At 40.1% G+C, this 23646-nt stretch carries 25 protein-coding genes and 1 pseudogene; 2 read left to right on the top strand and 24 right to left on the bottom strand.

Annotated features, from left to right (window positions below; translation table 11 throughout):
* Positions 1–233 precede the first annotated feature (233 nt).
* On the top strand, positions 234–734 hold the full coding sequence (locus tag ACOFKR_RS04555) for a DUF3347 domain-containing protein (RefSeq protein ID WP_419802835.1): 501 nt from the start codon (positions 234–236) through the stop codon (positions 732–734).
* Positions 735–808: 74 nt separating this feature from the next.
* Here the strand turns inward: ACOFKR_RS04555 and ACOFKR_RS04550 are convergent, their stop codons facing one another.
* Together ACOFKR_RS04550 and ACOFKR_RS04545 are read right to left on the bottom strand one after the other, a co-directional pair.
* Positions 809–1390 (bottom strand): hypothetical protein, encoded by a 582-nt coding sequence (locus ACOFKR_RS04550; RefSeq protein ID WP_419802834.1) that lies wholly within the window; start codon positions 1388–1390, stop codon positions 809–811.
* A gap of 18 nt (positions 1391–1408) precedes the next feature.
* Positions 1409–1996, bottom strand: coding sequence for a sialate O-acetylesterase (locus ACOFKR_RS04545; RefSeq protein ID WP_419802833.1), 588 nt, complete (start codon positions 1994–1996; stop codon positions 1409–1411).
* 856 nt (positions 1997–2852) lie between these two features.
* Between ACOFKR_RS04545 and ACOFKR_RS04540 the strand changes: the two genes are divergently transcribed.
* Positions 2853–4088, top strand: a complete 1236-nt coding sequence (locus ACOFKR_RS04540) for a DUF2264 domain-containing protein (protein ID WP_419802832.1) — start codon at positions 2853–2855, stop codon at positions 4086–4088.
* 456 nt (positions 4089–4544) lie between these two features.
* On the opposite strand, the gene ACOFKR_RS04535 is transcribed toward ACOFKR_RS04540, so the two are convergent.
* The 22 genes and pseudogenes from ACOFKR_RS04535 to ACOFKR_RS04430 all read right to left on the bottom strand — a co-directional run bounded on the left by ACOFKR_RS04535 (position 4545) and on the right by ACOFKR_RS04430 (position 23622).
* The gene (locus tag ACOFKR_RS04535) at positions 4545–5324 is read right to left on the bottom strand and encodes an SDR family oxidoreductase (RefSeq protein ID WP_419802831.1); all 780 of its coding nucleotides are present in this window, start codon (positions 5322–5324) and stop codon (positions 4545–4547) included.
* Positions 5325–5967: 643 nt separating this feature from the next.
* Entirely contained in the window at positions 5968–6924 is a 957-nt protein-coding gene (locus tag ACOFKR_RS04530; RefSeq protein ID WP_419802830.1) for an SDR family NAD(P)-dependent oxidoreductase, read from the bottom strand.
* Positions 6925–6944: 20 nt separating this feature from the next.
* Positions 6945–7100 carry a helix-turn-helix domain-containing protein gene (locus ACOFKR_RS04525; protein WP_419803616.1) on the bottom strand — a complete coding sequence of 52 codons (156 nt, stop codon included), beginning with the start codon at positions 7098–7100 and terminating at the stop codon, positions 6945–6947.
* Between the two features lie 47 nt (positions 7101–7147).
* Complete coding sequence (locus ACOFKR_RS04520) at positions 7148–7513, bottom strand: hypothetical protein (RefSeq protein WP_419802829.1); 366 nt, start codon at positions 7511–7513, stop codon at positions 7148–7150.
* Between the two features lie 690 nt (positions 7514–8203).
* On the bottom strand, positions 8204–8971 hold the full coding sequence (locus tag ACOFKR_RS04515) for an SDR family oxidoreductase (RefSeq protein WP_419802828.1): 768 nt from the start codon (positions 8969–8971) through the stop codon (positions 8204–8206).
* Between the two features lie 279 nt (positions 8972–9250).
* Positions 9251–10129 carry an IS982 family transposase gene (locus tag ACOFKR_RS04510; RefSeq protein ID WP_419802827.1) on the bottom strand — a complete coding sequence of 293 codons (879 nt, stop codon included), beginning with the start codon at positions 10127–10129 and terminating at the stop codon, positions 9251–9253.
* A 645-nt stretch (positions 10130–10774) separates the two neighbouring features.
* Positions 10775–10999, bottom strand: a pseudogene (locus tag ACOFKR_RS04505) (helix-turn-helix domain-containing protein); the annotation flags it as partial.
* A gap of 7 nt (positions 11000–11006) precedes the next feature.
* Complete coding sequence (locus tag ACOFKR_RS04500) at positions 11007–11789, bottom strand: IS982 family transposase (protein ID WP_419803615.1); 783 nt, start codon at positions 11787–11789, stop codon at positions 11007–11009.
* Between the two features lie 234 nt (positions 11790–12023).
* The gene (locus ACOFKR_RS04495; RefSeq protein ID WP_419802826.1) at positions 12024–12686 is read right to left on the bottom strand and encodes a hypothetical protein; all 663 of its coding nucleotides are present in this window, start codon (positions 12684–12686) and stop codon (positions 12024–12026) included.
* 65 nt (positions 12687–12751) lie between these two features.
* A complete protein-coding gene (locus ACOFKR_RS04490) occupies positions 12752–12931 on the bottom strand; it encodes a hypothetical protein (protein ID WP_419802825.1) in 180 nt (59 codons plus the stop codon).
* Positions 12932–13634: 703 nt separating this feature from the next.
* Entirely contained in the window at positions 13635–14027 is a 393-nt protein-coding gene (locus ACOFKR_RS04485) for a hypothetical protein (protein WP_419802824.1), read from the bottom strand.
* A 39-nt stretch (positions 14028–14066) separates the two neighbouring features.
* The gene (locus ACOFKR_RS04480; protein ID WP_419802823.1) at positions 14067–14300 is read right to left on the bottom strand and encodes an EVE domain-containing protein; all 234 of its coding nucleotides are present in this window, start codon (positions 14298–14300) and stop codon (positions 14067–14069) included.
* Entirely contained in the window at positions 14293–14622 is a 330-nt protein-coding gene (locus tag ACOFKR_RS04475) for an antibiotic biosynthesis monooxygenase (RefSeq protein WP_419802822.1), read from the bottom strand. Before ACOFKR_RS04475 ends, ACOFKR_RS04480 begins: the two co-directional genes overlap by 8 nt.
* Positions 14623–14759: 137 nt before the next feature.
* The gene (locus tag ACOFKR_RS04470; RefSeq protein WP_419802821.1) at positions 14760–14921 is read right to left on the bottom strand and encodes an IS3 family transposase; all 162 of its coding nucleotides are present in this window, start codon (positions 14919–14921) and stop codon (positions 14760–14762) included.
* Between the two features lie 8 nt (positions 14922–14929).
* Positions 14930–15625 carry an IS3 family transposase gene (locus ACOFKR_RS04465; RefSeq protein WP_419803614.1) on the bottom strand — a complete coding sequence of 232 codons (696 nt, stop codon included), beginning with the start codon at positions 15623–15625 and terminating at the stop codon, positions 14930–14932.
* Entirely contained in the window at positions 15606–15920 is a 315-nt protein-coding gene (locus tag ACOFKR_RS04460; protein ID WP_419802820.1) for a transposase, read from the bottom strand. Before ACOFKR_RS04460 ends, ACOFKR_RS04465 begins: the two co-directional genes overlap by 20 nt.
* Positions 15921–16093: 173 nt before the next feature.
* On the bottom strand, positions 16094–16708 hold the full coding sequence (locus ACOFKR_RS04455; RefSeq protein ID WP_419802819.1) for a LutC/YkgG family protein: 615 nt from the start codon (positions 16706–16708) through the stop codon (positions 16094–16096).
* A complete protein-coding gene (locus tag ACOFKR_RS04450; RefSeq protein ID WP_419802818.1) occupies positions 16680–18062 on the bottom strand; it encodes a lactate utilization protein B in 1383 nt (460 codons plus the stop codon). The genes ACOFKR_RS04455 and ACOFKR_RS04450 overlap by 29 nt, the downstream gene beginning before the upstream one ends.
* Positions 18059–18799, bottom strand: coding sequence for a (Fe-S)-binding protein (locus ACOFKR_RS04445; RefSeq protein ID WP_419802817.1), 741 nt, complete (start codon positions 18797–18799; stop codon positions 18059–18061). The genes ACOFKR_RS04450 and ACOFKR_RS04445 overlap by 4 nt, the downstream gene beginning before the upstream one ends.
* Positions 18796–20154, bottom strand: a complete 1359-nt coding sequence (locus ACOFKR_RS04440; protein ID WP_419802816.1) for an FGGY-family carbohydrate kinase — start codon at positions 20152–20154, stop codon at positions 18796–18798. Before ACOFKR_RS04440 ends, ACOFKR_RS04445 begins: the two co-directional genes overlap by 4 nt.
* A gap of 9 nt (positions 20155–20163) precedes the next feature.
* Positions 20164–21438, bottom strand: coding sequence for a TIM barrel protein (locus ACOFKR_RS04435; protein WP_419802815.1), 1275 nt, complete (start codon positions 21436–21438; stop codon positions 20164–20166).
* A gap of 63 nt (positions 21439–21501) precedes the next feature.
* Entirely contained in the window at positions 21502–23622 is a 2121-nt protein-coding gene (locus ACOFKR_RS04430) for a bifunctional aldolase/short-chain dehydrogenase (RefSeq protein ID WP_419802814.1), read from the bottom strand.
* Positions 23623–23646 lie beyond the last annotated feature (24 nt).

Here is a 23646-nt window from a genome sequence, read left to right as displayed (position 1 = left end):
TCTTTTATGCCCATAAATTTTGCTTTTGTAATTATTGCCAATAAAAAATTTATTAAAACCGCCAGATTTTAGGTTGTAAAAGAAGTATCTAAAACTTATTCAACAAATTTTAAACGAGCTTTAATATTAAAAACTCACAGTGCTTCTTTTAGCCTATAAATTTTGTATTTGAATTTTATACCGATAAAAGAAGCACAGAAAATATATCAGACAAAATTTAAACAGATCCGAACATGAAAACCTTAAAAAACACTTTATTTGCCATCCTGGCCGTTGTATTGTTGACCGCAAATGCCAAAGCGCAGGACAAAGCGTTGAACGCGCCAGTGAATACCATGATTACCGATTATCTGGCCTTAAAAGATGCACTGGTGACCGGAAACGGAGCGGCAGCAGAAGCAAAGGCGAAAACGCTTTTGTCCTCAATAAGGACTGTGCCGAAAACCGGCCTGACCACCAATGAATTAGCCATATTGCTAAAGCTTGAGTTTGACAGCAGGCACATCAGCGAGGTCAATAATATCCCGCACCAACGTGAACATTTTGCCAGTCTTTCCAACAATTTATACACACTAATTAAGAAGCTGAAAGTGAACAACATTGTACTTTACCGACAGTATTGCGGCATGACCAGGCGTTATTTTTTAAGCGAATCTGACAAAGGCAAAGACCCTTATATGGGCATGGCCAATTGCAGTAAAGTAACCGAAACGTTGCCCGCAGCCAAAAAATAAATCGATCAGAACAGGTGTATTTAAACAAACGACAGGGCTTGACCAGCAAATAATTATTTTTGTTCAGGTTGATTTTACCGTACATCGTCCCAATCATCAGTTCTGAAAGATGATGCCGGCAAGCCGTCGTTATTGTACAACTCGGCAATAACAAATTCTTTAAAAGCATAACGCACAGCCACCGGTGCCTTAACCTGGTCGCTTTCTAATATTACCTGGCCGCCTTTTAATACTGCTTTTGCGGGGTAAAATATTTTGTCTTTACCGGCTACTTCAAAAAGTGTAAGGGGTTTTTCAAAAGAGGTCAAATAATTTGCAAAATAGAAGTTGAGTGTAACTTTGTTACCGTCAACAGTCATGGATTTATACAGCGGTGCGTTGTAGCCAATGCCTTTAATGCCATAAGTTTTGCCCAAAGCCCAATACCCAAGCCGGTGCGCCGGTATGGTTTTGTTCATGTAATGGATGTTTTTTTCCATTCCAACATCCATGGTTGATGCCATGCCCGAATTTGGGATAATGCCCATCGCCTTCAATTGTGCCTCTCTTAAAAGCGGGCCGCTCCTGCTTTTGTCTGATGAACCATAAGGCGCAATCTGCACAAAGTAAAAAGGCAGTTCGCCCTGCTGCCATTGTTTCCGCCAATCGGCCACCATAACCGGGAAAAGTTTTCCTTACAATTTGGGCTCGTGGCGGTTGCTTTCGCCCTGATACCAGATAAACCCCTTGATATCAAGGTTTAGCAATGGCACAATCATCCCGTTAAATAATGTTGTGGGCAGTTTGTAAGGCTGTTTAACGGTATCGATACTGACCGGGATTTTTACTTCCGGGAAACCGGCCAAACTGTTTTTGCCCATCCAGGATTCGATCATCGTTCCGCCTACGCTTGAAACGATCAACCCAATCGGTACATGGAGTTTTTTCTGGAGCATCTCCCCAAACTGAAAAGCAATGGCACTGAAATCCCGCGCTGATTCGGAAGTGGATTCGCTCCAATGCCCTTTGCAATCTGTTTGAGGTGATAAAGCTGCCGCCCGGCCTACGGTAAACAAACGTAATTGCGGGTTATCGGCATCAACAATAATATCATTTGCGTTGAGGATGGGCGAAGAATTGCCCCTTAAAGGCATTTCCATGTTGGATTGCCCCGAACAAACCCAAACTTCGCCTATCAAAACATTGTGTAAAGTAACCAAATCGCCGTCGTTGAACGTTATTTTATAAGGGCCGCCTGCAACAGGCGTTGCTACTTTTACCATCCATTTTCCTGCAGCATCTGCTTTAACTTTATATATTTTATTGTCCCAGGAAGTGTTGATGCTGATCTGTGCGCCGCCTTTTGCCCATCCCCATAATTTGGCCTACGATTGTTGCTGCAAAACCATATTATTGCCCACAACAGACGGGAGCTTAACCATTGCGCTAAGGGCAAACGCCTGCAAAAAAAATAAAGTTAGGAAAGCTGATTTGGCGTAATTGCTGTTTCTCATCTGATCTGTTTTATAAGTAATTTACACTTTTTCCCGCTGCTGAAATCCCTTCTAAATTAAGTTTAAACAAGCTGGCCGGTACAAGTTGTTTAAATCAGATTTACATGCAAAATGGTTCAATAAATATCGCTTATGAGGGAAATATGCTATTTATCCCCTAACCATTCCGCAGAAAAAACCAATGATTTTTAGGTTGTAAAAGAAGCATCGAAAAACAATCATACAAAAACTTAAACAGGTTTTTATTTCCTGCCGGTTTTTTTGATGCTTCTTTTATCAGCTAAATTTTGGCCGGTCTTTTTAAGAAAATGGTTAGGCGGACGAAAGTTGAATTACCGGAAAAACCCCTGTTCAAAGTAAAAGATCAAACAACCTGAACAGATAATTATCGGGCATATACAAGGTACATAGTTCATATTTACACTGTTATTGTATCAAACTAATGTGCAGGCAGTTGCCCTGCCGGGCATTAACTATATTTATGTTTTGGTAAAAACCTGGCTTGAAATAAAACAACTTTTCAACACGATCATCAGACAGCTGGTTGGGCAAAAGATGTAACCGATAATTAAACCGATAAAAACAGTAGTTTTTAAAGCTGTTGTTTAACTAAATTATCTACTTTATGATGAAAAAACTACGACCAATAGCTACAATGATGTTCCTGACGATAGGTTGGCAGCAATTACAGGCACGCGCTTTGGCTGATTCTTCTGAAAATGCGGTGGCCGAGCGGCAATATCTGGTTCAAATTTTAACGCGTATTGCAGATCCGGTTTTAATCGCCTTAAGCAAAAATGAGCTTAAAAAACTGATGCCTGTGGAAGCTAAAGTACCGGAACATAACAAACTGACCACGCACCTGGAGGCTTTTGGGCGATTGCTTGCTGGCATGGCACCATGGTTAGAGCTTGGCCCAGACCAAACCGCGGAAGGAAAGCTGCGTAAAAAATACATCGATCTGGCACTCATCTGTCTGCACAATGCAACTGATCCTGCCGCAGCTGATTTCATGAACTTTAACCAGGGAAGACAGCCTTTAGTCGATGCCGCTTTCCTGGCGCAGGCTTTGTTAAGGGCACCGCACCAGCTTTGGGACAGGCTTGACAGCAAGACAAAAATAAATGTGATCGCCGCTTTAAAATCATCCCGGGTTATCACGCCGTCTTACAATAACTGGCTGCTTTTCAGTGCTGTTATTGAAGCTGCGTTAATGCGTTTTGATCATTCCGGAGATAAAATGCGCATGGATTATGCCGTTAAATCTCAATTGTTGTGGTATAAGGGCGACGGTGCTTATGGCGACGGGCCAAATTTCCACTGGGATTATTACAACAGTTTTGTGATACAGCCGATGCTGTTGGAAGTATTGCAAACCTGGGCAGCGCAGGACAAAACACAGCAGGAAACTTATGATTTGATATTAAGCCGGTCTATACGATATGCAACCGTACAGGAACGTTTAATCTCTCCCGAAGGCACTTATCCGCCGATTGGCCGCTCCTTGTCCTATCGTTTTGGCGTGTTCCAACTGCTTTCAAAAATTGCGCTGATGCACGAACTCGACAAAGAAATTAAGCCCCGGCAAGTACGCGCCGCGCTATATACGGTCATCAAAAAACAGGTAGAAGCACCCGGAACTTTTGATAAAAACGGCTGGCTGCAGATTGGCATTTACGGCCATCAGCCAGATCTTGGTGAAGCTTATATCTCTACCGGAAGCCTTTATTTATGCTCGGAAGCTTTTTTAATCCTGGGTTTGCCTGCAACAGATTCTTTTTGGCAGGGACCGGATTTGGATTGGACTTCAAAAAAAGTATGGAAAGGATTGGAAGTGCCTATTGACCATGCACAGAATTAGGGAAACTCAACGTAAAAAACATTTAAAACTGTTTAGATTTTTGGAGATTAAAATTGCGATGCTTCTTTTATCGACTAAAATTTGGGCTGATCTTTTTTAATCAGAAAATATAGAAAATACTGATTTATGTGGCATAAAAGAAGTATGGAGATTTCCCGGTAAAAATTTAGGTACTGTTTTCAAATATATGATGATTATAAAAGCATATAATGTTTCCGCACAACAGCAACTCTTTCTATCTATAAAACACTGAAACAATTTATTCAAAATTCTCTATTTTCTTAGCTCAAATAAACTCATCATACATTTCAGAACACAACCGTTTCTATTTGTGGTATAGAATGTATGATGTAAACTTTCAGGACAAAATATAGGCTTTTGAAAAAGTTTCAATCTTTCACATATGGGCTTTTGAAAAAGTTCATCATACAATTGGATGCGCCGCCAGTATCTGTTCTAATGATTATCAGATTGCCTTGCTTTTTCAGCTTTTTCGTTAACCTTTTTATTTGTAAACTCAGGAGCAATGCGCGAAGCAGCATAAAGCCATTTAATGTCGCCAATTCTGATTTCCTCTGTATCGTGGGACAATCCTTTTAATATCTCATCAGCAGTTTCGTCCGCATCCATAGCGCCTCCCAGTTTTTCTATATCCAATTGTTTGCTTACGCCACCAGTGTCAACAAGCGGCGGCAACACTTCAAATACTTTTAGTTTTGTATCGCGTAATTGGTAGCGGGCAGTTTGCGTAAATGCATGAACGCCTGCTTTTGCTACTCCATAAAAAGGAGCCCCCGCTTCCGGAGCATAAACAAGCCCGCTGGTTATGTTTACAATGGCAGCATGGGGCTGTTTTCTTAAATGAGGTAAAAAGCGCAGGCATAGTTCAATGGGCACCTGCAAGTCTATAACAAGCTGCTTATTGATTTTATCCAAATCAAATGAATCACTTAGCAGGTCTGTTTCTTCAAATATGCCTGCATTATTGATAATAACGTTAAACGACGGGTAATTCTGTAATATCCATTGCACCAGTTCGTCGCGTTCAGCCTGTTGGGTTAAGTCGCACTGTTTTGTAATGATGTTATCATTGCCGGATTTTGCAAATTGCAATGATGCCTCATTTCTTCCGCAGATAATTACGGTATTCTCTGCTTTAGTAAAGGCTTTTGTAAGTGCCAGGCCAATGCCTCCGTTTCCGCCTGTAATAAGAATGGTGTTGCCAGAAAGTTTCATGGTTAAATACTTTAATAATTACAATTAACAACTAAACTTCACGAAAGGTTTATTTGTCTTTGGTGATTGTAACAACAAGCACTTTCTCAGCTGTTAATTGATGTGTCAGGCAAGTCATGTGTTACATGTTGGCTTAGCCTCGTAATCTGCAACCATTCCTGCGGCGTCATAATTTTTTTAAAAAAGAAATCACAGCGGCAGCCTAAGGCTCCTACTCCTTTTTATGTTTCAAATGATTCGTTAAAAAAATAGGTTGAGGTATAGAATGTATGATGAACTTTTTCATAACCCCATATATGGCCTCGGCAAACTCAACCTGAAAGCAGTCTTAAACGATTGCAGGCGTTGTCACCATAAGCTTTTTAAAAAGAGGGTTTAATGTAACAAATCATACATGCTGTACCACAGCAAAATAGAAAGGAAGGCGGTATTCAACAGTCCGAGCATCACCGTCTTTACCATTATTCCAAATTGTTTTTAATTCGTAGGATACACTTTCACACCAGTCTTCCGAAGCCCGTTTGGTGGCGTGATAAACTGAACCTGAGGGATATATACTCCATAACCACAAATAGAAGTGCACATTTTAAACAGGCTCTTAAATTCACTTCCTCATTTCTCCATTTCTCAAATTGGCTAGAAACTATTTTTCAGACTTTTCCATTGTAGTAGCTTTATTGAATACACAACCAAGGTTAGTCAAAAGTATTGTCAGAATTATAATGCGGTTGATAAGGTGAAAATCTTTCCATTGTTCGGTTCCTTTGGTTACTATGCCTATTTCATTGTACACCATTTCATACGCATTACTGCCCAGGAACAAATGTACAGGCGGGTTCTCTTCTTTACTTGTTGCAATCAGTACGTCGGCTGCTTTTTCCGGGTCGTTGGGTTGATTACCATTAATGTCGTTGAGGTGTGCCTTTTCGTATTGGCGGGCTGCCTCGTAATCCTCAATGGAATGGGCAGGTGTTTTGACGGAACCTTTGGAAAGAAAATCAATACGAAAATAGCCCGGATAGACAACCGTGGCTTTAATGCCAAATGCCTTTACTTCTTCGGCTAAACTTTCAGTTAAACCCGCTACCGCAAACTTAGTAGCGCAATAAATACCCCATCCTGCAAAACCGCCAATGAAACCACCTATTGAAGAAATATTGAAAATGTGTCCTGATTTTTGATCTCGCAAATAAGGCATCACATTTCTGATGATGTTTAACGAACCAAAAACATTTACGTCAAAATTGCTTTTCACTTCTACATCGGTCAGTTCTTCCAAAGCGCCTATTTGCCCGTATCCTGCATTGTTGACCACTATGTCAATTTGCCCAAAATGCGAGACGCTTTTGGCGATGGCATTTTTTACACTTTCATTATCAGTTAAGTTCACCTCAAGCGGCAGGATAACATCCAAAGCGTCGCCTACATCGATTACCAGAGATTGAATATTGCGGGTGGTGGCAACTACCCGGAAGCCTTCATTCAGTAATTTTTGAGCCCCAAACCTTTGGAAGCGCTTGTTACAAACCACACTTTTTTTGTGCCCATATTTTTTGTTTTTATAATGACACAAAGGTAGAACGGTTTTATCCGGCAGCATAACAAAATACTAAACGGATCTTACGAAAATCTAACATTTCTGAATTGAGTAGGAGTAGTATCCAAATGTTTTTTGAAGAAGTTATTGAAATGGGTAACTTCAGTATATTCTAATGAAAATGCGATTTCGGACACGTTCCAGTCGGTTTGTTTTAATAGGATTTTTGCTTCCTGCAACAAGCGTTCGGCAATGATTGTGGAAGTAGTTTTTTGAGTCGTTTCTTTTACCGCCGGCTTAGGTGGTTGACGTGAGTGGAGAACTGATTGGCAAAATCTGATGCAGAACTAAAACGTACCCGCTGCCTTGTGTCTTCAATGGGAAATTGTCTTTCCAATAATTCTAAAAACAAGATTGATATCCGGTGAGCAGCATTTATTTGCTGGTTTTTAGCTTTTTTTGCCGGGTACATTTTTAATGTATTATGTAAAATTTCAAACACCAGGTTTCTTAATGCGTCATATTTATGAACATAGTCCGAATTGATTTCTTCAAACATACGCTTAAATAAAATTTGCATTTTATCAGTCTGATCATCAGTTAGTTCAAAAACCGGTGTGCCATCGGGTTTAAATATATCATAGTTTTCCAAATTTCCGAAATGATGAAAAATGCAGAGGTAAATACACAGAAAAAACCGGTTTGACAGCCGTCTATTGCCTCCCAGTTATAGGGAATTTGCAGATTGGCAAATAACAACGCCTGTTTTTTAATTTCAATTACCTTATCACCATAGAACACTTTGTTTCTACCTATAATTAAACTGATTTTAAAAAAATCTTTCCTGCTGTAAGGAATGGGTTTGGAATTACTGCCAACAAAATCATCCAATTTGAACACGTTAAAATGATTCATCTCTTTTTGGATATTATCGGGAATACCATGAAGTTTGGTTTTATAAAATTCTTCTATTGCTTCCACCCTTCATTTTGCAATGTTACAAAATTCAAACAAACTGTCATAACGATTGTTACTGATAGGCATTAACTAATGATCATTTTTATAGGTATAAAATAATGCCTTCAAGTCCTTGCTTTACATCCGGGTTGTGCTGATGATAATTTTTAGCAAGCACCTGCCCGAAATTTTGAGATTGATGCGTAGTCATCAATTCCACAAATGTTTTAACAATTTTCTTCTTCTGTTATCATGTTCGTTGTTTTTAAATAATAAGGTGATCCTTGTTTCTTCCCGGCTTACACCGCCAGACTTATTTTGGCAACTTTATCGTTCGCTTTTATTTCTTTTTCCACGGGTGCAGCCACCATCTTATTAAAGAGATTCAAGGGCAACAGCCATTTGAAGAAGAAAACAGATCTTGCCTGCGGTGTAGCCGGATCCGGAGTTTGAAATTATTGTCAGTGGCAGCTTTAAAAACAGTTTTAGCAACCACATCAGGCATTGGCGCATTCTTATAACCTGCTAATGTGTTGTGCTGTACTTTTTTTGCATAGTTGTTGTAGTCCGGGTTGGAAACAAATGCTATGTTATCGGTGAACTCGCTTTTTACAGTGCCGGGATCAATATTTTTGATCCGGATGTTAAAAGGCTTCACTTCAAACTGCAGGGCTTCCATAAATCCTTCCAATGCCCATTTGAAGCTGTTGTAAACACTATAAAATGGGAAGGTTAAAATGCCGCCTGACGATGTGGTATTTAAAATGATTCCTTTTTTCTTATTGCGAAAGTGAGGCAGGAAAGCGCGGGTAACATTCATGACACCGAACAAATTTGTTTCAAACTGTTTTCGCACCTGTTCTTCCGTGGTTGTTTCAAAAGCACCGGTAAGGGCATAGCCGGCATTGTTGTACAACACGTCAATATCCGGAAACGTTTGCAGTATCCGGGATGCCGCATCGGTTATACTTTCCCCATTTGTAACATCGAGTTTGAACGTAACGATAGAAGGATAGGCAGCAAAACCATTGATATCGTCTGTGTTGCGGATGATGGCGGCTACATTCCAGCCCTTCTGCGCGAAATATAGGGCGGTTGCTTTTCCTATTCCGGTTGAAGCGCCTGTTATAATGATTGTTTTTTTAGTATTCATGATCTTTGTTTTTCAAAAACATAGGTAGATAGGCGGAAGGCGGCCAGAAAGGACACTTGTCCGAAAACGGGAAAGGAAGATTAAACAGCATGCTTCTTCCGCAACCGGCTCAAATGCCTGGGTGTGATACCGAGCATGGATGCGGTGAACATGACCGGCACTTGCTGGATGAACCGGAGTTGGATTTTTGCCATCCATAGAAACCGTTCTTCCGCCGATTTTTCTATCAGGCTGAATATACAGTCTTCCACAGTAATATAGTTATAACCCGTAGTGCATTTAGGCAATATTGATTTTGAGGTTGTTGATGTTTCGGTTTAGACTGTTGTTAATGTACTGAATGATTGTCAGGGTTGTTATTTTTGATAGAATTCTGGTTTTAAAACCGGCAAAGCTTTTCGCATAATTTCTTCTGATCATAAACTGGTCGCATAGCTGGGAAAATAGTGTTTCGATACGTTTTCTTGATTTTCGGAACACAAAAGGATGTGTTTTGTAATCAGCCTGGTTTTCGCGCATGGGGACTTCAAGTTTAATTTGCCTGCTTTCGAACAAATCCAGTTGATAAACTGCCGACAGGTAACCCTTGTCTGCTAAAAGCAGACCACTTCGAAGCTGTATCTTGATATCTTTCAGGTATTGCACGTCATGTACAGATGCTGGGCTGATATCCAAACTTTGGAAAATGCCTTTTGCCGAACAAACCGCATGTAATTTATAGCCATAATAATGCAGCTTTTGAGATGCACAATAGCCTTTATTCGGCTGGGCATAATCTGTTTCCTTACAAATCCTGCTCCTGCCACTCCTGGACAGTTTGCATATTTCTAAAGGCATACTATCCACAATAAAACAGTTTTCACCTTTTCCTAAAATCTCCGCCAGTTTTTTCCTTACCAATTCAATTTGAAAAAACAACTTCCTTTTCCGCCTGTTATAAACACTCCGTTCAATCAAGAAATGCAAATCAAAAGGTAATATCCAAAACAATTGATGTTCGCTATCTATGCTCATATATTCAGCAGTAAATGTCAAAGCGATTACCCCTAAATCTGACAACTTGGGCTTTCTGATCTGATGCAGAAAACTTTCGCTTGGAAAACCTAAACCCTTTAATACTTCCAAAATTTTATCGTAATTCACCCTAAAGTTGGGCATCTAAATCGTTGTGTCGTAACTCCAATTTACTGCTTTTTAGCAGTTTGCACAACTTTTACTATATGCACTACGGGTAATTATATTCTAATGCTTTAATATAAAAGGCTTTAAAAGCCCTGTTTTTTTGGATTAAATAATCAAAAGCTTTTCTGTCGAGTACGATCAACTCGCAATCTATAACAGCTTGCAAATTTTAAATACTTGATATCTGTAAAATAAAACTCCGCAACGAGGTGGTAAAATCATGGGGCAACGACATCCAACTGGTAACCTCATAATGATCGGTAGCATAGTAATGACGTATCAATCCCGTATTCAAAAACCCGATTTTCTTACATACTTGTTCTTCTTTCAAAAAGTATTCGTTTTTTTTTGAGATAGGCCACAGTAAAAAGCTTTATAATTTCTGCCATTTCAGGTTCGCTCACGGCGCAAAAACTGCTTATTGCATCCGTAATACTTTTGTATTTGTCGTTATCCATTCTCAAAACGGTTATTAAAATTATTTTCGGTTGCGGGTTGCCGAAGTGGATAAACTAATGGCACAAGTGCCAGGTGGAATTTTAAATGCTCAATTTAGAAATTATGCCTTTAATCTGGCATCTTGTTAACGATAGCAATTTATTCGTGTGTTCTTTTTATATGTTAATTGAACGACTGCCTGAATGCCAAAGGCGAAAATTTTGTTTTTGTTTTAAACAATTTGCTAAACGACTGCAAATGTTCAAAACCCAGTTCGTAAGCAATTTCACTTACTGTTAGATTGGTGGCCGATAATTTTTCTTTGGCTTTTTCTATCAGTTTATCATGAATATGCTGCTGTGTGTTTTGTCCTGTCAGTACTCGTAATAAATTACTTAAATAACGTGTAGTGCGATTAACAAGCCAAAGCATATTTAAGGTGGCTTATTGGTTTGTTATTTTGTTTGTTAACAAATTGCAGACAGGTAACGGCCGTGACTTTGTTTAATATTCTAACCGATAATCCGGCTACTGTTTTTGCATAATTTCTTTTAAGCATAAATTGGTCGCATAGTTGGGCAAACAATGTTTCAATACATTTCCGAACTTTCCTAAAAATCGGTATCATAGGCTGTGCGCCTGCCTGGTTGCTTCGCATAGGTGTTTTTAGTTCAATCTTAGCTACAGTAAACAAGTCTAACTGCTGGCTCTTTGATAAATAGCCTTTATCGCCAATCAAGGTACAATTACTCAATCCGTTTTTTTTTAAGTCGTTCAAATAATGAATGTCATGTACGCTGGCCTTACTTAAATCCATAGCATGGAACACGCCATTAGCCAAAGTGGCCAAATGCAGTTTATAACCAAAGTAGTATGGCTTATTTACTGCAGAATAGCCTTTGTCAGGTGCTGTTTCGAAACACTCCCTGCAAACTTTTGATGGTTTTTCTCTGGCAAGTTTACAAATGGGAACAGGAACAGAATCTACAATAAATACATTTTCTCCCTCATTCATCCTATCTGCCAGGCTTTGGTTCAACTGCTGTAGGTAAGCAGCAAGTGTTTTCCTGCGCCGGTTGAAATTGCAACGGTGGACCAGGTTAGTAAAGTTGGCCCTATAATCTTTGTTAAGTTTTCCAAATAAATATGTTTCTGAATCAATCCCTATCGATTCGGCAATCAAGGCCAGGGCAAGTATTTCACAATCAGATAACTTAGGCTTCTGGGATAAAATTTAAAGTTATCGTCCGACTGAACAACGGATTTAAAAACAGATTTGGTGATGTCTAAAAATAAACGGAAATTGCTCGAAAGGTTGTGCATAAAGAAGTATTTACTTGATCGTAATTCTTCTTTAAATTACTCATTTTCTGTAGTAAGCACAACCTTTTACACACTTAACACTTATCTTTTAATCGCACTACACGTTATTTTATATTTTCTTTAATACTCTGTTTTTATCAACCCAACCTGCAAGAAGGACAATAATCACCATAAGTATGAAAAGAGACATGAATAAATTCGTACTTGCTTCTTTTGGGGGAGGACCAAAAGTATTATATAGGTAAATCAATAAAAGAAATACAACCAGTAACCATAATCCCCAAAAACCCTTTTTGTTTTTGGGGGTTGTTATAGAAGCATAAATAAACACACCTGCTAAGAAAATAATAGTCTCAAGTATCATAGCAACTGCTACATGGTTCCACAATCCCAGTCCAACTTTGGTATTACCAAAAAGAGTAATTGGTAAGTCAGTAGTATGTACTATAAGGTCTAGAAACCAGTGGCTAAGTACACATAGTCCAATTACTATTGCGCCTCGAGTATCTTTTTTAAAAAATGCATATAAAAGAGCAATAACAACACCCCAAACAATACCCATAAGTAAACTATGTGTATAGGGAAAATGAAGAAACTCAAAAGCATTTGATTTTGTATAGCCTGGCATTATATCTACAGTTTCAATATGAAGCATAACCAAAATGGGCCAAAGTATGTCCACGAATTGAGTAGCAATGAAAAGTATGGCTAAAGAAATTTTAGGGACTGCTTTTTTAGCTGCAAAAGATACTCCGAAGTGTCCTATAAACATAGTGTTTTTGTTAGTTAATTATGGTGCAAATTATATTTAACTGCTAAACATGCTCTTGACAAAAATCAAGAATTTTGTTTGAATTGTTTTTTTCTTATCCTGCTAAATGTTTCAAGTGTCATTCCAAGCATTGAAGCAATATATTGTAAGGCAACTTGATGAAACAGGTTTTTATTTTCTGAAAAAAATAAATCATATCTCTCTTCTGCCGTCATAGATAGAGGATCAAAAATTCTGCTTTCCATTATAATAAAGCATTTAATCAAAAATGTTCTCTCCAATTCATACCATCGTGGAATAGCATTACCAATTTTATCGTAATTGTCTTTTGTAATTACAAACAGCCCTGTATTTTCTAATGCCTGAATACTCCAGCGTGAAACTTGTGTAAAGAAAAAACTAGAAAAATCAGTCCCTAAATATCCTTTAGTTGCAATCCAATGTGTTATTTCTTTATCTTCAAAAATTTCAAAAACCCTTAGAGCCTGTTTAAAAATTATTCAATTTATTTTCTATGCTTCTTTTATCGCCTAAAAAATAGTTAGTATATGGTTTTTGATTATTTTAGACTATGCACACACCAATTTTTATAGGGTAAAAGAAGCATTGGCATTTCTTCTGATAGAAATTAAAACAGGCTCTTAAATATCCTGTTTTAATGAAACAAAGTTTATTGCAAATTTTTCCTTTCTTTAGAAAATATTCGCCCTTTTTTAAAGTAATTGGTTTAAAGAAAGAACTAAGTTTATTCAACTCGTCTGGCAAAATAATTTCAAAATAAGATTTGATATATTGTTCAAGTTCTGTCATAGTTCGCAGGGCTTCGCAAAATAGCACACAACTCAAATATTATACAAACATACAATTTTTCCAAATATTTCTAATTATACTGTAAATCAACACCCTCTTATTTGCCTTTTTGTATTGTTTGGGTTTCCCCACCAGGTTTCAGGATAGCCAAGAAGCAAGATTAAAAAATGTCCGTGTCCACCCTGCACAAAATGCAGATTGATACCATTTACTTCTTCGCAATGGTCTGTAAAACCTGAAATTGATTTCAGTAACTTGTGGTCGTCCAGTTGTCCGGTCGTAAACTGTCTGTTTGTTTCTTATTGCCATATTAACCTTTGATTGTTTGCAAATCGGAACGGTAACCCTAGCAAAGCTGGAATGTCCGAAGCCCCCTTCATGGCTCTGCCTTAATTTCATAGCACTTTTTATCACTTCAAAGTCTTCTTTTGAAAGCTCCCAGAAACCGCTAATGAGATAAAAACCCCATTTCTTTTTATTTTTTATAAAAGATAGTTGCCCTAGTAAAGGGCGAATTTCTGTTTCCGCCACTTTTTCAAACTTGACGTTTCGCCGGTATAGTTTAAAATTTTAGTTGGCATCAGGTTGATACGGTTCTTCGTCAACTAACTGTCCAATAGCAGTAAATTTTTGTAACGGCTTACCATTTTCAAATTTATCTTTCGCTGAATAAAACGCAATCCAATCGCCTTTTGATGGCTTGCTCATCAAATCTTTTCTGCCATTCCCCGCCTGTGCAAAACCGCCCTCTACGCCTTTTAACACATGGTCGCGACTGGCACAGATGAGAAAGTATTTAGTCATTGGCACCATCTGTCCAAATTGTATTGTAGGTTACCGGTTCAAATTTTATGGCAAGGGCTGCTGCCGTTTTTAAGTGTACCATTACTTCCGGGACAGTCAGCACCTTCTGATAATCCTGCAGTGAAGCCCACTGCGCGTAGTTGGTTACCGTTTTGCCATCGTCACCCATATGAATATTAGCGGATATGTAGCCGGTCATTTTGCACATCACTTTTTCACTCGCCTCTACCAGGCTATCGAATAATTCTTTTTGTTTTTCCGGTTCAACGGTAAAAACGTTAATAAGCGTGCAGATTTTTTTGCTGCTGTCAATTGTTGTCATGATTGTATAATTTGATTTTTAAAAAAATTTTTACCATCCCGAAATTGCCATACATCGCAATACGAAGAGCTGTCGGTTTTTCCGTTTTTGTCCTTCACCGTTATGGTGGAATTGCAATAGTTTATTGGAGAGATTTATCAGGCAGACATTTTGTTGTTTAATAGTAGTTTTTCATATTGGCATGACGTTATATAATTAAGTGCCGAATGTCTCCTTCGGCGGTTGTACCAGACTTCTATGTATTCAAACACGGCCAGTTTTGCTACTGCTTTGGTTGAAAACGACCTGTGATAAACCATTTCTGTTTTCATGGTTTTAAAGAAGCTTTGGCTACCGCATTGTCCCAGCAATTGCCCTTTCTACTCATACTTTGTCTGACTGTCCATTTCTTTAGCTGCCCGGTAAATTCGCCACAACCGTACTGCACACCTCTGTCGGAATGAAATAAAAGCGGCTGTACTACTGGTCTGTTATTCACAGCCATCCTAAATGCTGCAACGGTTGTATCCAATGCCCTCATCGATTCACTTAATGCCCAACCAATTACTTTTCGGTCTGCCAAATCTATAATTGTGGTTAGATAAAGCCATCCTTCGCCAGTTTTAGTGTAAGTAAGGTCTGATACCCATTTCTGGGCTAGCCTGTCTGCCTGAAAGTACTGCTGCAAGTAATTTTCAGAAACAGCATAAGTATGCTTGGAATCAGTAGTCTGAATGCGATATTTTCTTCTGACAATACTCTTTATGTTTGCTCTTTTCATGGCCCTGGCTACGCATGGTCTTGATACAGTTATACCCGCTTGTTTGAGTTCTATTGTAATTCTCGGGCTACCGTAACGGCCTTTACTGTTTTGGTAAACCTTATAGATATGTCCTAGTAATTCTTGCGCTTTAAGTGCAGTGACGCTTACCGGATGTTTTAGCCAATAATAATAACTGCTGGAACTTACACTCAACACTTTGCACATCTTTTCGACGGTATATTTAGTCCGTTTGGCCTTTATAAATCTGAATACTTCCCGTCTCCCCTGGAAAAGATGCTGACCGCTTTTTTAAAATGTCACGCTCCTGCTGTGCCTCCCTTAACTCTTTTTGCAGTCTTCTGATCTCTTTTTGCTCCGCACTTAAATTGCTAATAGAAGCAGTGCTCGTATGAGCACTCTTATAATGATTTCTCCAGTTACTAATCCGTCCCGGATCTATATCCAGTTCTTCTGCCGCCTCTTTCACTGATCCTTTTGCATCCGATAGCTCTACAGCCATCTTCTTAAATTCCACGTCATACACGCGCTTTTTCATAATAGTCAAATTTAATCCTTATTTAAATCTGCCTATATATTCCCTCCAACCAAAGGTAGTAACTCCAAGATATAACAGATCATGGTTTTAAACGTACATTTAAGTTCGAAACTTTTATCAAAAACATGTAAGCATCAAATACGTGGTTTATTGGCAGTTATAATAAATTTGACTTATTGACTTATAAACAACGTCATACTATGCGGCCCGTGCGCACCCAGCACCAAAGATTGCTCAATATCTGCTGTTTTTGATGGGCCAGCAATAAATGCGGCAAAACCATAATCTGCCAAACCGATACGGTTATAAGCCTGGTGCATAGTTGGCACAATATCCGCAGCATTTAAAATTACAGCCAAATGCTGACAAATAAAAGGTGCAGCGCGTTGCTGCATTAAATCTTCTGTTACCCAAACAGCACTGTTTTCGGCCACACCAAGATGTGCTTGTATAATTAGCAATTCGATGTTTTCTAAGGTATGCGGATCAATAATGGTTTTTAAATCAGTTTCTGCAATATCTGCTAATGCAGGGATCGTAGTAACAATTCGTCCTTCACGAAATTGCGCTCGTATTACATCTTTTACTTCCTCTAAATCTTTCACCATAAAAATTTTACTACCAATTGTGGTGGCTGTAGAATGAAATTTTTCTATGATAAAAGAAGCATCATCACTTTCCGGATTAAATACCGGAATCTCCGGCAACGGCAGTAAATCAGGTTTATTAGCTGTAACTGCGGCTAAAATACGGTCGCGGCTATTTTCCATTGTTTCTGTTTTTTGCATACCATTCGCCAAAAGATTCTTTCGGCGGCACGGGCATTTCGCGCTGTTTATACCACGGGTTTAACTGATTACTAACCGCAAAAGGAGCATAACGCATTACTAAACGGCCAATTTTCCCGGCAGTTTTAAAAAATCCCGGAGAAGATAAAGTTAAAGTCATGGCCTGCATGCCAATTTTTTTGGTTGTTCCTACGTAACCTTCTTTTACCAAAACCTGCCGCCATTTATATAATTGCTGATGAATATCAATCTTCACCGGACAAACGTTGGAGCACGAACCGCAAAGCGTAGAAGCAAAAGGCAGATCAGCAAATTTGCGCATGTCCAGGTTTGGGGCGAGGATAGAGCCAATCGGACCAGCAATTGCCGTATGATAGCTGTGGCCGCCGCTGCGGCGATAAACCGGACAAGTGTTCATGCAAGCTGCACAACGAATACACTTTAAAGAATTGCGGAAATCTTTTCGGCCTAACTGAACTGTGCGTTGGTTATCAACCAAAATCACGTGCATTTCCTGTCCGGCACGCGGCTTTTTAAAATGACTGGAATAAGTAGTGATCGGCTGGCCGGTTGCACTTCGCGTAAGCAAACGTAAAAAAACGCTGAGATGCTTCCTTTGCGGGATAATTTTCTCGATGCCCATACTCGCAATGTGGATATTAGCAAGATGCGCGCCCATATCTGCATTGCCTTCGTTGGTGCAAACCACAAATTCTCCGGTTTCTGCTATCGCGAAGTTAACGCCGGTTAAAGCAGCTTTTCGGGTAAGGAAAGTTTCGCGCAGATGTTGCCGTGCGGTTTCGGTTAAAAACTGCGGATCTGAATTGCCCTTTGGCGTACCGAGATGCTTGTGAAAAAGCTCGCCAATCTCTTCTTTCTTTTTGTGGATGCAAGGCAAAACAATGTGGCTCGGCGGTTCATCAGCTAATTGCACAATGCGTTCGCCCAAATCAGAATCGATTACTTCCACGCCATGTTTGCTTAAATAATCATTTAAATGGCATTCTTCGGTTAGCATGGATTTGCTTTTTACCATTCGGTTGATGCCGTGTTTGGTTAGCAATGAAAGCACAATTTGGTTATGTTCTTCCGCATCTGCCGCCCAATGTACCGTTACGCCATTTACTTTGGCTTGTGCTTCAAACTGAACCAGGTAATTATCCAGATTACTTAAAACATTGTTTTTGATTTGAGAAGCAGTTTCGCGCAACAACTCCCATTCCGGGATTTGATGTGCCGCTTTATCGCGTTTTTGCCGAACCCACCACAAGGTTTCGTCGTGCCAGTTTACGCGCTCTTCATCTTCATTAAAAACCTCCGCCAGTTCGGCGTGGTCCTGGTTTTCACTCATCATACGCGTTCGGCATTTAAAATTTCTGCAATATGCACTACTTTGGTTTTGCTGCCTTGCCGGCGTAAAATGCCTTCCATGTGCATTAAACAACTTATATCGGCTCCGGTAATGTATTCCGCACCATGACTTAGATGATCTGCCACGCGGTCTTTTCCCATTTTTACGGAAATGGCTTCTTCTACAACACAAAAAGTTCCGCCAAAACCGCAGCATTCATCTTTACGATTAAGCGGGATAATTTCCAGTTCTTGCACCATATTTAACAATTGCATTGGCTTGGAAAAATCTGGTTCTACCAATTCGCTCATTTGCGAAAGCTTTAATCCGCGCTGACCATGGCAACTTTGGTGTACGCCAACTTTGTAAGGAAAATGGGCATTTAAATTTTCAACCTTCAAAATATCGGTTAAAAATTCTACCAGTTCATAGATTTTGTGGCTGACGGATGCTGCTTTTACAGGCTCTTTTTCTGATTTGATGTGTTCTTTAATGTGCAGCACACAACTCCCCGAAGGGCAAACAATGTAATCGTAATCTGCAAAATCCTTAATGATCAAATCGTTGCAGCCTTGCGTTAAATGTTCAAAACCAGAGTTGGCCATTGGTTGCCCGCAGCACGTTTGGTTAGGTGGAAAAGCTATGTTTATGCCCAGTTTTTCTAGTAACTGCAAAGTTGCAATAGCTGCGCCCGGATAAAACTGGTTGACGTAGCAAGGAACAAATAAGCCAACTTTCATATTGTAATGCCTTGATTCGACGAATAATATTTAAGCTCAATAATATTACTTGGTATAGCTTTCTTGTTCCATTCCTGATGGATTACTAAAGCCACACCAACGGCTGAAGCTTGTGCCATAGATGCCGAAAACACCTCTACGACCGGGAAAGCCATAGCTAATAAGTGCATATAGATACTGTTCTTGCTAAAGCCTCCGTCCACAAAAATCCTTTTTACCATAGTGCCTTTTAGCACCAGTTGTGTAGAGTTTATTTGTTGGTACATAAGGTCAAGTATGAGCTGATGATAAGCTTCGCTATCATCATTAAAACTGCTAAGTTCTCTTTGCTCAAAACTCAAGTTTTGCGGTTGGCTCTTTTTCAAACCTGAAATAACATCAATATCAAAAGCCATGTTACGGTATTTGACAAAGTTGCTGTTAAAATGAGCAGCTATCCTTTTAACTTCCCGTTCATGCTCGTAGCCAGAGAATACTCTTGAAGCTTTTACAGGCTTGCCTTGATATTGCATAAAGCAAAGGCAATCATTTTTAAGCTCGCCAATTGTTAATGGCGAGTCGTCAAAAGGATTCAAACTGATACACCACGTACCTGTGGAAATCAAGACAAACGGCTCATGAAAGTTAACCAGATACGGGATAAGTGCTGCCGAACTATCATGCAAGCCAACCCCTACTTTATAATTATTTCCAAGGAAGAGAGCCTGCATCACCTTGCCCGATGATACAATAGGCGGCAACTTTAATGCTATACCTTCACGCTGAATCCATTCATGATAACTGTTAGCGGTAAAATCCCACATGTGGGTATGGCAGCCAATACTAGTTAGTTCTGAAAAAGGCTGGTTTGTGAGCAAAAAACTTAAGTACTGCGGCAAGTGCAAGGCATTTGCTATTTTTGCGAACAACTCGGGCCGCTCGTATTTGATACGGTATATCTGCAGGCCGGAGTTAAGGCTGCCCAATATAGGCGAAGCGGTGGAAATGCTTAGTGCATCCTTGCCTCCATATTCGTTATAAAATTGGTTTTTAAGTGCTTCAGGATATTTTTTAAGGTAGTTATAGAGTGGGGTAAGTGGCCTGCCGTCATTACCGACATAAACAAAACTGGCACCGTACGCCGAAAAATTCACGGCCTTTACCCTATATTCCTTTATGCGGAATACCTCACTTAATAAATTGAAAATGGACAGACGCAAACTTTCTATATTTTCACAAGAAAACCCGTCTTCGTCTATTGTTTCGGCGAAACGTGCCGATCGCTCGAAAACGATCTGATAGTTCTCGTCAAACAGAAACAGTTTCTTATTGGTCTTCCCAACATCAAATATGGCTATTACTGGTATGGCGTCCATACAAAAAGACTACAAACCTGTAGCTACGGTGTTTAACCCACGTTCTTTGATCAAGTTTTCTCTTACCCTAAACTGCCGGAATGTATTTACCGGGTCTATTGCCCCCTCCATCCTAAGGCTTGCCTCTGCTACTAAAGGGCGAACGTCTGTACGATAGGCTTTTTGTAATATTTCCTGTGCAAGTACTACATCGTTACGCTGTTGGGCAGCCTTTAATGCGGCTTTATCAACCAGCAGAGCCTGAGCGTAGGCAATCTTAATAGCTTGTACCGATTGCAGTAAATCTTCTATAGGATCTTTGACATTGTGTGATGCATCTATCATCCAGCCAATACCGGTAGCGTGATCTAAATTGCGCGCATCCATGCCTTCAACCAACTCGTTAAATATTAAAAATAGCTGGTATGGATTAATACTTCCTACGGTAAGGTCATCATCACCGTACTTAGAATCGTTAAAATGAAACCCAGCTAATTTGCCCTCCATCAATAGGATGGAAACAATTTGTTCTATGTTGGTACCGTTAAGGTGATGGCCAAGGTCAACCAATGTGCTGGCTTTTGGCCCTAATTTACTTGCTAATAGGTAGGACTGGCCCCAATCGCCAATGGTGGTTGAGTAAAAGTTTGGCTCATATGGCTTGTATTCCACCCATACCTTCCAGTTGTCCGGCAACACACTATAAACCTCCTGTAAACTTTCCAGTGTGTTTTGAAAAGCCTCTCTGAAATTTAGTTGACCCGGAAAATTTGATCCATCAGACAACCAAACAGAAAGCGCTTTAGAACCTAAATCCATACCATATTTGATTACCTCAATATTGTGTGCTACAGCTTGCTCTCTCACCTGTTTATCTACATGATGCAGGGAACCAAATTTGTAACTATGCGTTTGATTTGCCTGATCTTGAAAGGTATTGGAATTTACGGCATCAAAATGCAAGCCTAATTGAGAGGCCAGAGCTTTTATAGATGCAGCATCATCAGGAATGTCCCAGGGGATGTGCAATGATATAGAATTGCTTGATCTGTTAAGCGAATGGATAACGCCCACATCTTCCAGTTTTTCTTCCAGGCAGCGTGGTTCGCCACCTCCGCTAAAACGGCCAAAGCGGGTACCGCCAGTACCTAATGCCCAACTTGGGATAGCAATGTTAAAAGCACTTAGCTTTTGCAGTACAGTTTCAACATCGTTTATATCTTCAGCAACAAGCACTAGGCGAGTGTTATGTTTTTTTAACTGCTGTTGGTTAGCATCAGCTATCTGGTTTTTATCTAGTTGCATTTGGTCTTCTCTTCAAAAGGTAAATAAACGACTGGAGGTTAACCCGGTCATTTGTTAATCAGCTTATCTTACAAACGCTGCCGCTACGCCCCCGTCAACGTTTAAAACGTTCCCAGTTGATTTGCTCAATAGTCCGCCGGCAAAGGCGAAGCAGGCATTTGCAATGTCTACAGGCAAAATCACCTCATTTAATAAAGTACGGTTTGCATAATAACCAGGCAATTCATCTACTGTGATGCCATATGCTTTAGCGCGGCCTTCGGCCCATCCGCCGGACCATATATTGCTGTCGCTTATAACCGCATCAGGGTTTACCACATTTACACGGATCTTGTCTGCACCAAGCTCCGACGCGTTTAATCGGCTCAGGTGCAATTGTGCTGCTTTTGCACTGCCGTAACCGGCATTATTGGGGCCACTTACCAGTGCATTCTTACTTACAATGTTGATAATATCGCCACCTTTGCCCTGTTTCTTCATAATAGCTACGGCCACTCGAGTAACAAAAAACTGCCCCTTTACTAACACATCGTATAACGCATCCCAGTCCTTTTCTTCATGATCGCTAATTGTTTTAGAGATTGATAAGCCTGCATTGTTAACAATAAGGTCTACTCCGCCAAAAGCCAGTACAGTTTCGGCGAAGGCCTGGTCTATTTGGTCTTGTTTGGTAACATCTAGTAACGTAGTAGTTACACTGTCCTTACCATACAAACTTTTAAATTCTTCCCCCGCACTATTAAGGCGTTCTGCATTCATATCATTTAACACCACTACAGCACCTTCTTCCACAAACTTTCTAGCTATAGCCTTACCAATCCCGCCAGCGCTACCTGTTACCAGCGCAACCCGACCCGACAAGGGCTTGGGCTTAGGCATACGCTGCAATTTAGCCTCTTCTAAGAGCCAATATTCAATATCAAAAGCTTCCTGCCTTGGCAAGGAAGTATATTCAGATATGGCCTCGGCACCCTTCATTACATTAATAGCATTAATGTAAAACTCGGCAGCAACACGTGCAGTCTGTTTGTCTTTAGCAAAAGTGAACATACCCACACCTGGATAAAGTATCACTACCGGATTGGCATCACGTATAGCAGGGCTGTTGTCGTGCTTGCAGGTATTATAATAATCGCCATACATTTTGCGGTATTCTTCAAAAGCAGGTGTTAGCTTTTCTTTGATAGCGGCAGTATCTGATAAATCATCTTCCGCCTTAAGCGTTAAAACCAGCGGACTGATTTTGGTGCGCAAAAAGTGATCGGGGCAACTGGTTCCCAGGGGTGCCAGCCTTTCCAAGTCATTTGAATTGATGTATTCCAGTACCCGGGCGTCATCTGTAAAGTGCCCTATTATTTTTGTATTTGACGAACAGAAGCCACGCAGTATCGGCGCTACAGCGATTGCCTGCTTTTTGCGATTCTCTTCTGTAGCACTCTCAATTTTCTGGCCACCAAATACAGGGCCTCTTTTGCCATAATTTTTCTCCAGGTATTCGGCACATTGCTCAATAACTTCCAGAGTGTTAATGTAGCTTTCGAAAGCTGTATTGCCCCACGTAAATAACCCATGCGATCCGAGCATAATACCACGGATGCCCGGGTTTTCATCATAGCATTGCTTCATCTGTAGGCCGAGATCAAAACCAGGGCGCTGCCAGCCCACCCAGCCTATGGCGCCGCTAAATAATTCCTGAGTTATCTTTTCGCCATCTTTAGCTGCCGCAATAGCAATAGCTGCGTCAGGGTGCAAATGGTCAATGTGTTTAAAGGGCAAAAAACCGTGTAGTGGGGTATCTATTGATGGTGCTTTAGAAGCGAGGTCAAAAATACTGTGGTTAAACAGCTCCACCATTTCATCCTCGTGTTCTATTCCTCTATAAACGTTTTTTAGGCTGCGCAAACGATCAACGTATAAAGCTGCCAGACCGCTCTTTTTTAAAGTGCCAATATCACCACCTGATCCTTTGATCCACATCACTTCTACATCCTGGCCGGTAAGCGGGTCTTTAGCGTTAGTTTTACAGGAGGTATTGCCGCCACCGTAATTAGTAAGGCGAAGATCGGCACCTAAAAGGTTGGAACGGTAGATAAGCAGGGCAACTTCATCGCCGACCAATGCCGCCGCCTTATCATCATCCCAAAGGTAACTTAAGTGTTTAAATTGTTTTGTATTAGAAGACATACTATTGATTTTATGCTTTTGATA

Source organism: Mucilaginibacter sp., from assembly GCF_965201005.1.
Lineage (GTDB): Bacteria > Bacteroidota > Bacteroidia > Sphingobacteriales > Sphingobacteriaceae > Mucilaginibacter_A.
Note: the sequence above shows the minus strand (reverse complement) of the source record. Positions and strands in the feature narration are given on the sequence as shown.

Coding starts and splice junctions, on each gene's coding strand:
- ACOFKR_RS04460 (WP_419802820.1), bottom strand. CDS start 15,920: ATGAAAAAGCGCGTGTATGACGTGGAATTTAAGAAGATGGCTGTAGAG.
- ACOFKR_RS04530 (WP_419802830.1), bottom strand. CDS start 6,924: ATGCTGCCGGATAAAACCGTTCTACCTTTGTGTCATTATAAAAACAAA.
- ACOFKR_RS04455 (WP_419802819.1), bottom strand. CDS start 16,708: ATGCAAAAAACAGAAACAATGGAAAATAGCCGCGACCGTATTTTAGCC.
- ACOFKR_RS04510 (WP_419802827.1), bottom strand. CDS start 10,129: ATGCCCAACTTTAGGGTGAATTACGATAAAATTTTGGAAGTATTAAAG.
- ACOFKR_RS04475 (WP_419802822.1), bottom strand. CDS start 14,622: ATGACAACAATTGACAGCAGCAAAAAAATCTGCACGCTTATTAACGTT.
- ACOFKR_RS04535 (WP_419802831.1), bottom strand. CDS start 5,324: ATGAAACTTTCTGGCAACACCATTCTTATTACAGGCGGAAACGGAGGC.
- ACOFKR_RS04445 (WP_419802817.1), bottom strand. CDS start 18,799: ATGAAAGTTGGCTTATTTGTTCCTTGCTACGTCAACCAGTTTTATCCG.
- ACOFKR_RS04490 (WP_419802825.1), bottom strand. CDS start 12,931: ATGGAAAGCAGAATTTTTGATCCTCTATCTATGACGGCAGAAGAGAGA.
- ACOFKR_RS04545 (WP_419802833.1), bottom strand. CDS start 1,996: ATGGTAAAAGTAGCAACGCCTGTTGCAGGCGGCCCTTATAAAATAACG.
- ACOFKR_RS04540 (WP_419802832.1), top strand. CDS start 2,853: ATGATGAAAAAACTACGACCAATAGCTACAATGATGTTCCTGACGATA.
- ACOFKR_RS04480 (WP_419802823.1), bottom strand. CDS start 14,300: ATGACTAAATACTTTCTCATCTGTGCCAGTCGCGACCATGTGTTAAAA.
- ACOFKR_RS04435 (WP_419802815.1), bottom strand. CDS start 21,438: ATGCAACTAGATAAAAACCAGATAGCTGATGCTAACCAACAGCAGTTA.
- ACOFKR_RS04555 (WP_419802835.1), top strand. CDS start 234: ATGAAAACCTTAAAAAACACTTTATTTGCCATCCTGGCCGTTGTATTG.
- ACOFKR_RS04470 (WP_419802821.1), bottom strand. CDS start 14,921: ATGGTTTATCACAGGTCGTTTTCAACCAAAGCAGTAGCAAAACTGGCC.
- ACOFKR_RS04550 (WP_419802834.1), bottom strand. CDS start 1,390: ATGGTGGCCGATTGGCGGAAACAATGGCAGCAGGGCGAACTGCCTTTT.
- ACOFKR_RS04450 (WP_419802818.1), bottom strand. CDS start 18,062: ATGATGAGTGAAAACCAGGACCACGCCGAACTGGCGGAGGTTTTTAAT.
- ACOFKR_RS04430 (WP_419802814.1), bottom strand. CDS start 23,622: ATGTCTTCTAATACAAAACAATTTAAACACTTAAGTTACCTTTGGGAT.
- ACOFKR_RS04440 (WP_419802816.1), bottom strand. CDS start 20,154: ATGGACGCCATACCAGTAATAGCCATATTTGATGTTGGGAAGACCAAT.
- ACOFKR_RS04495 (WP_419802826.1), bottom strand. CDS start 12,686: ATGTTTATAGGACACTTCGGAGTATCTTTTGCAGCTAAAAAAGCAGTC.
- ACOFKR_RS04515 (WP_419802828.1), bottom strand. CDS start 8,971: ATGAATACTAAAAAAACAATCATTATAACAGGCGCTTCAACCGGAATA.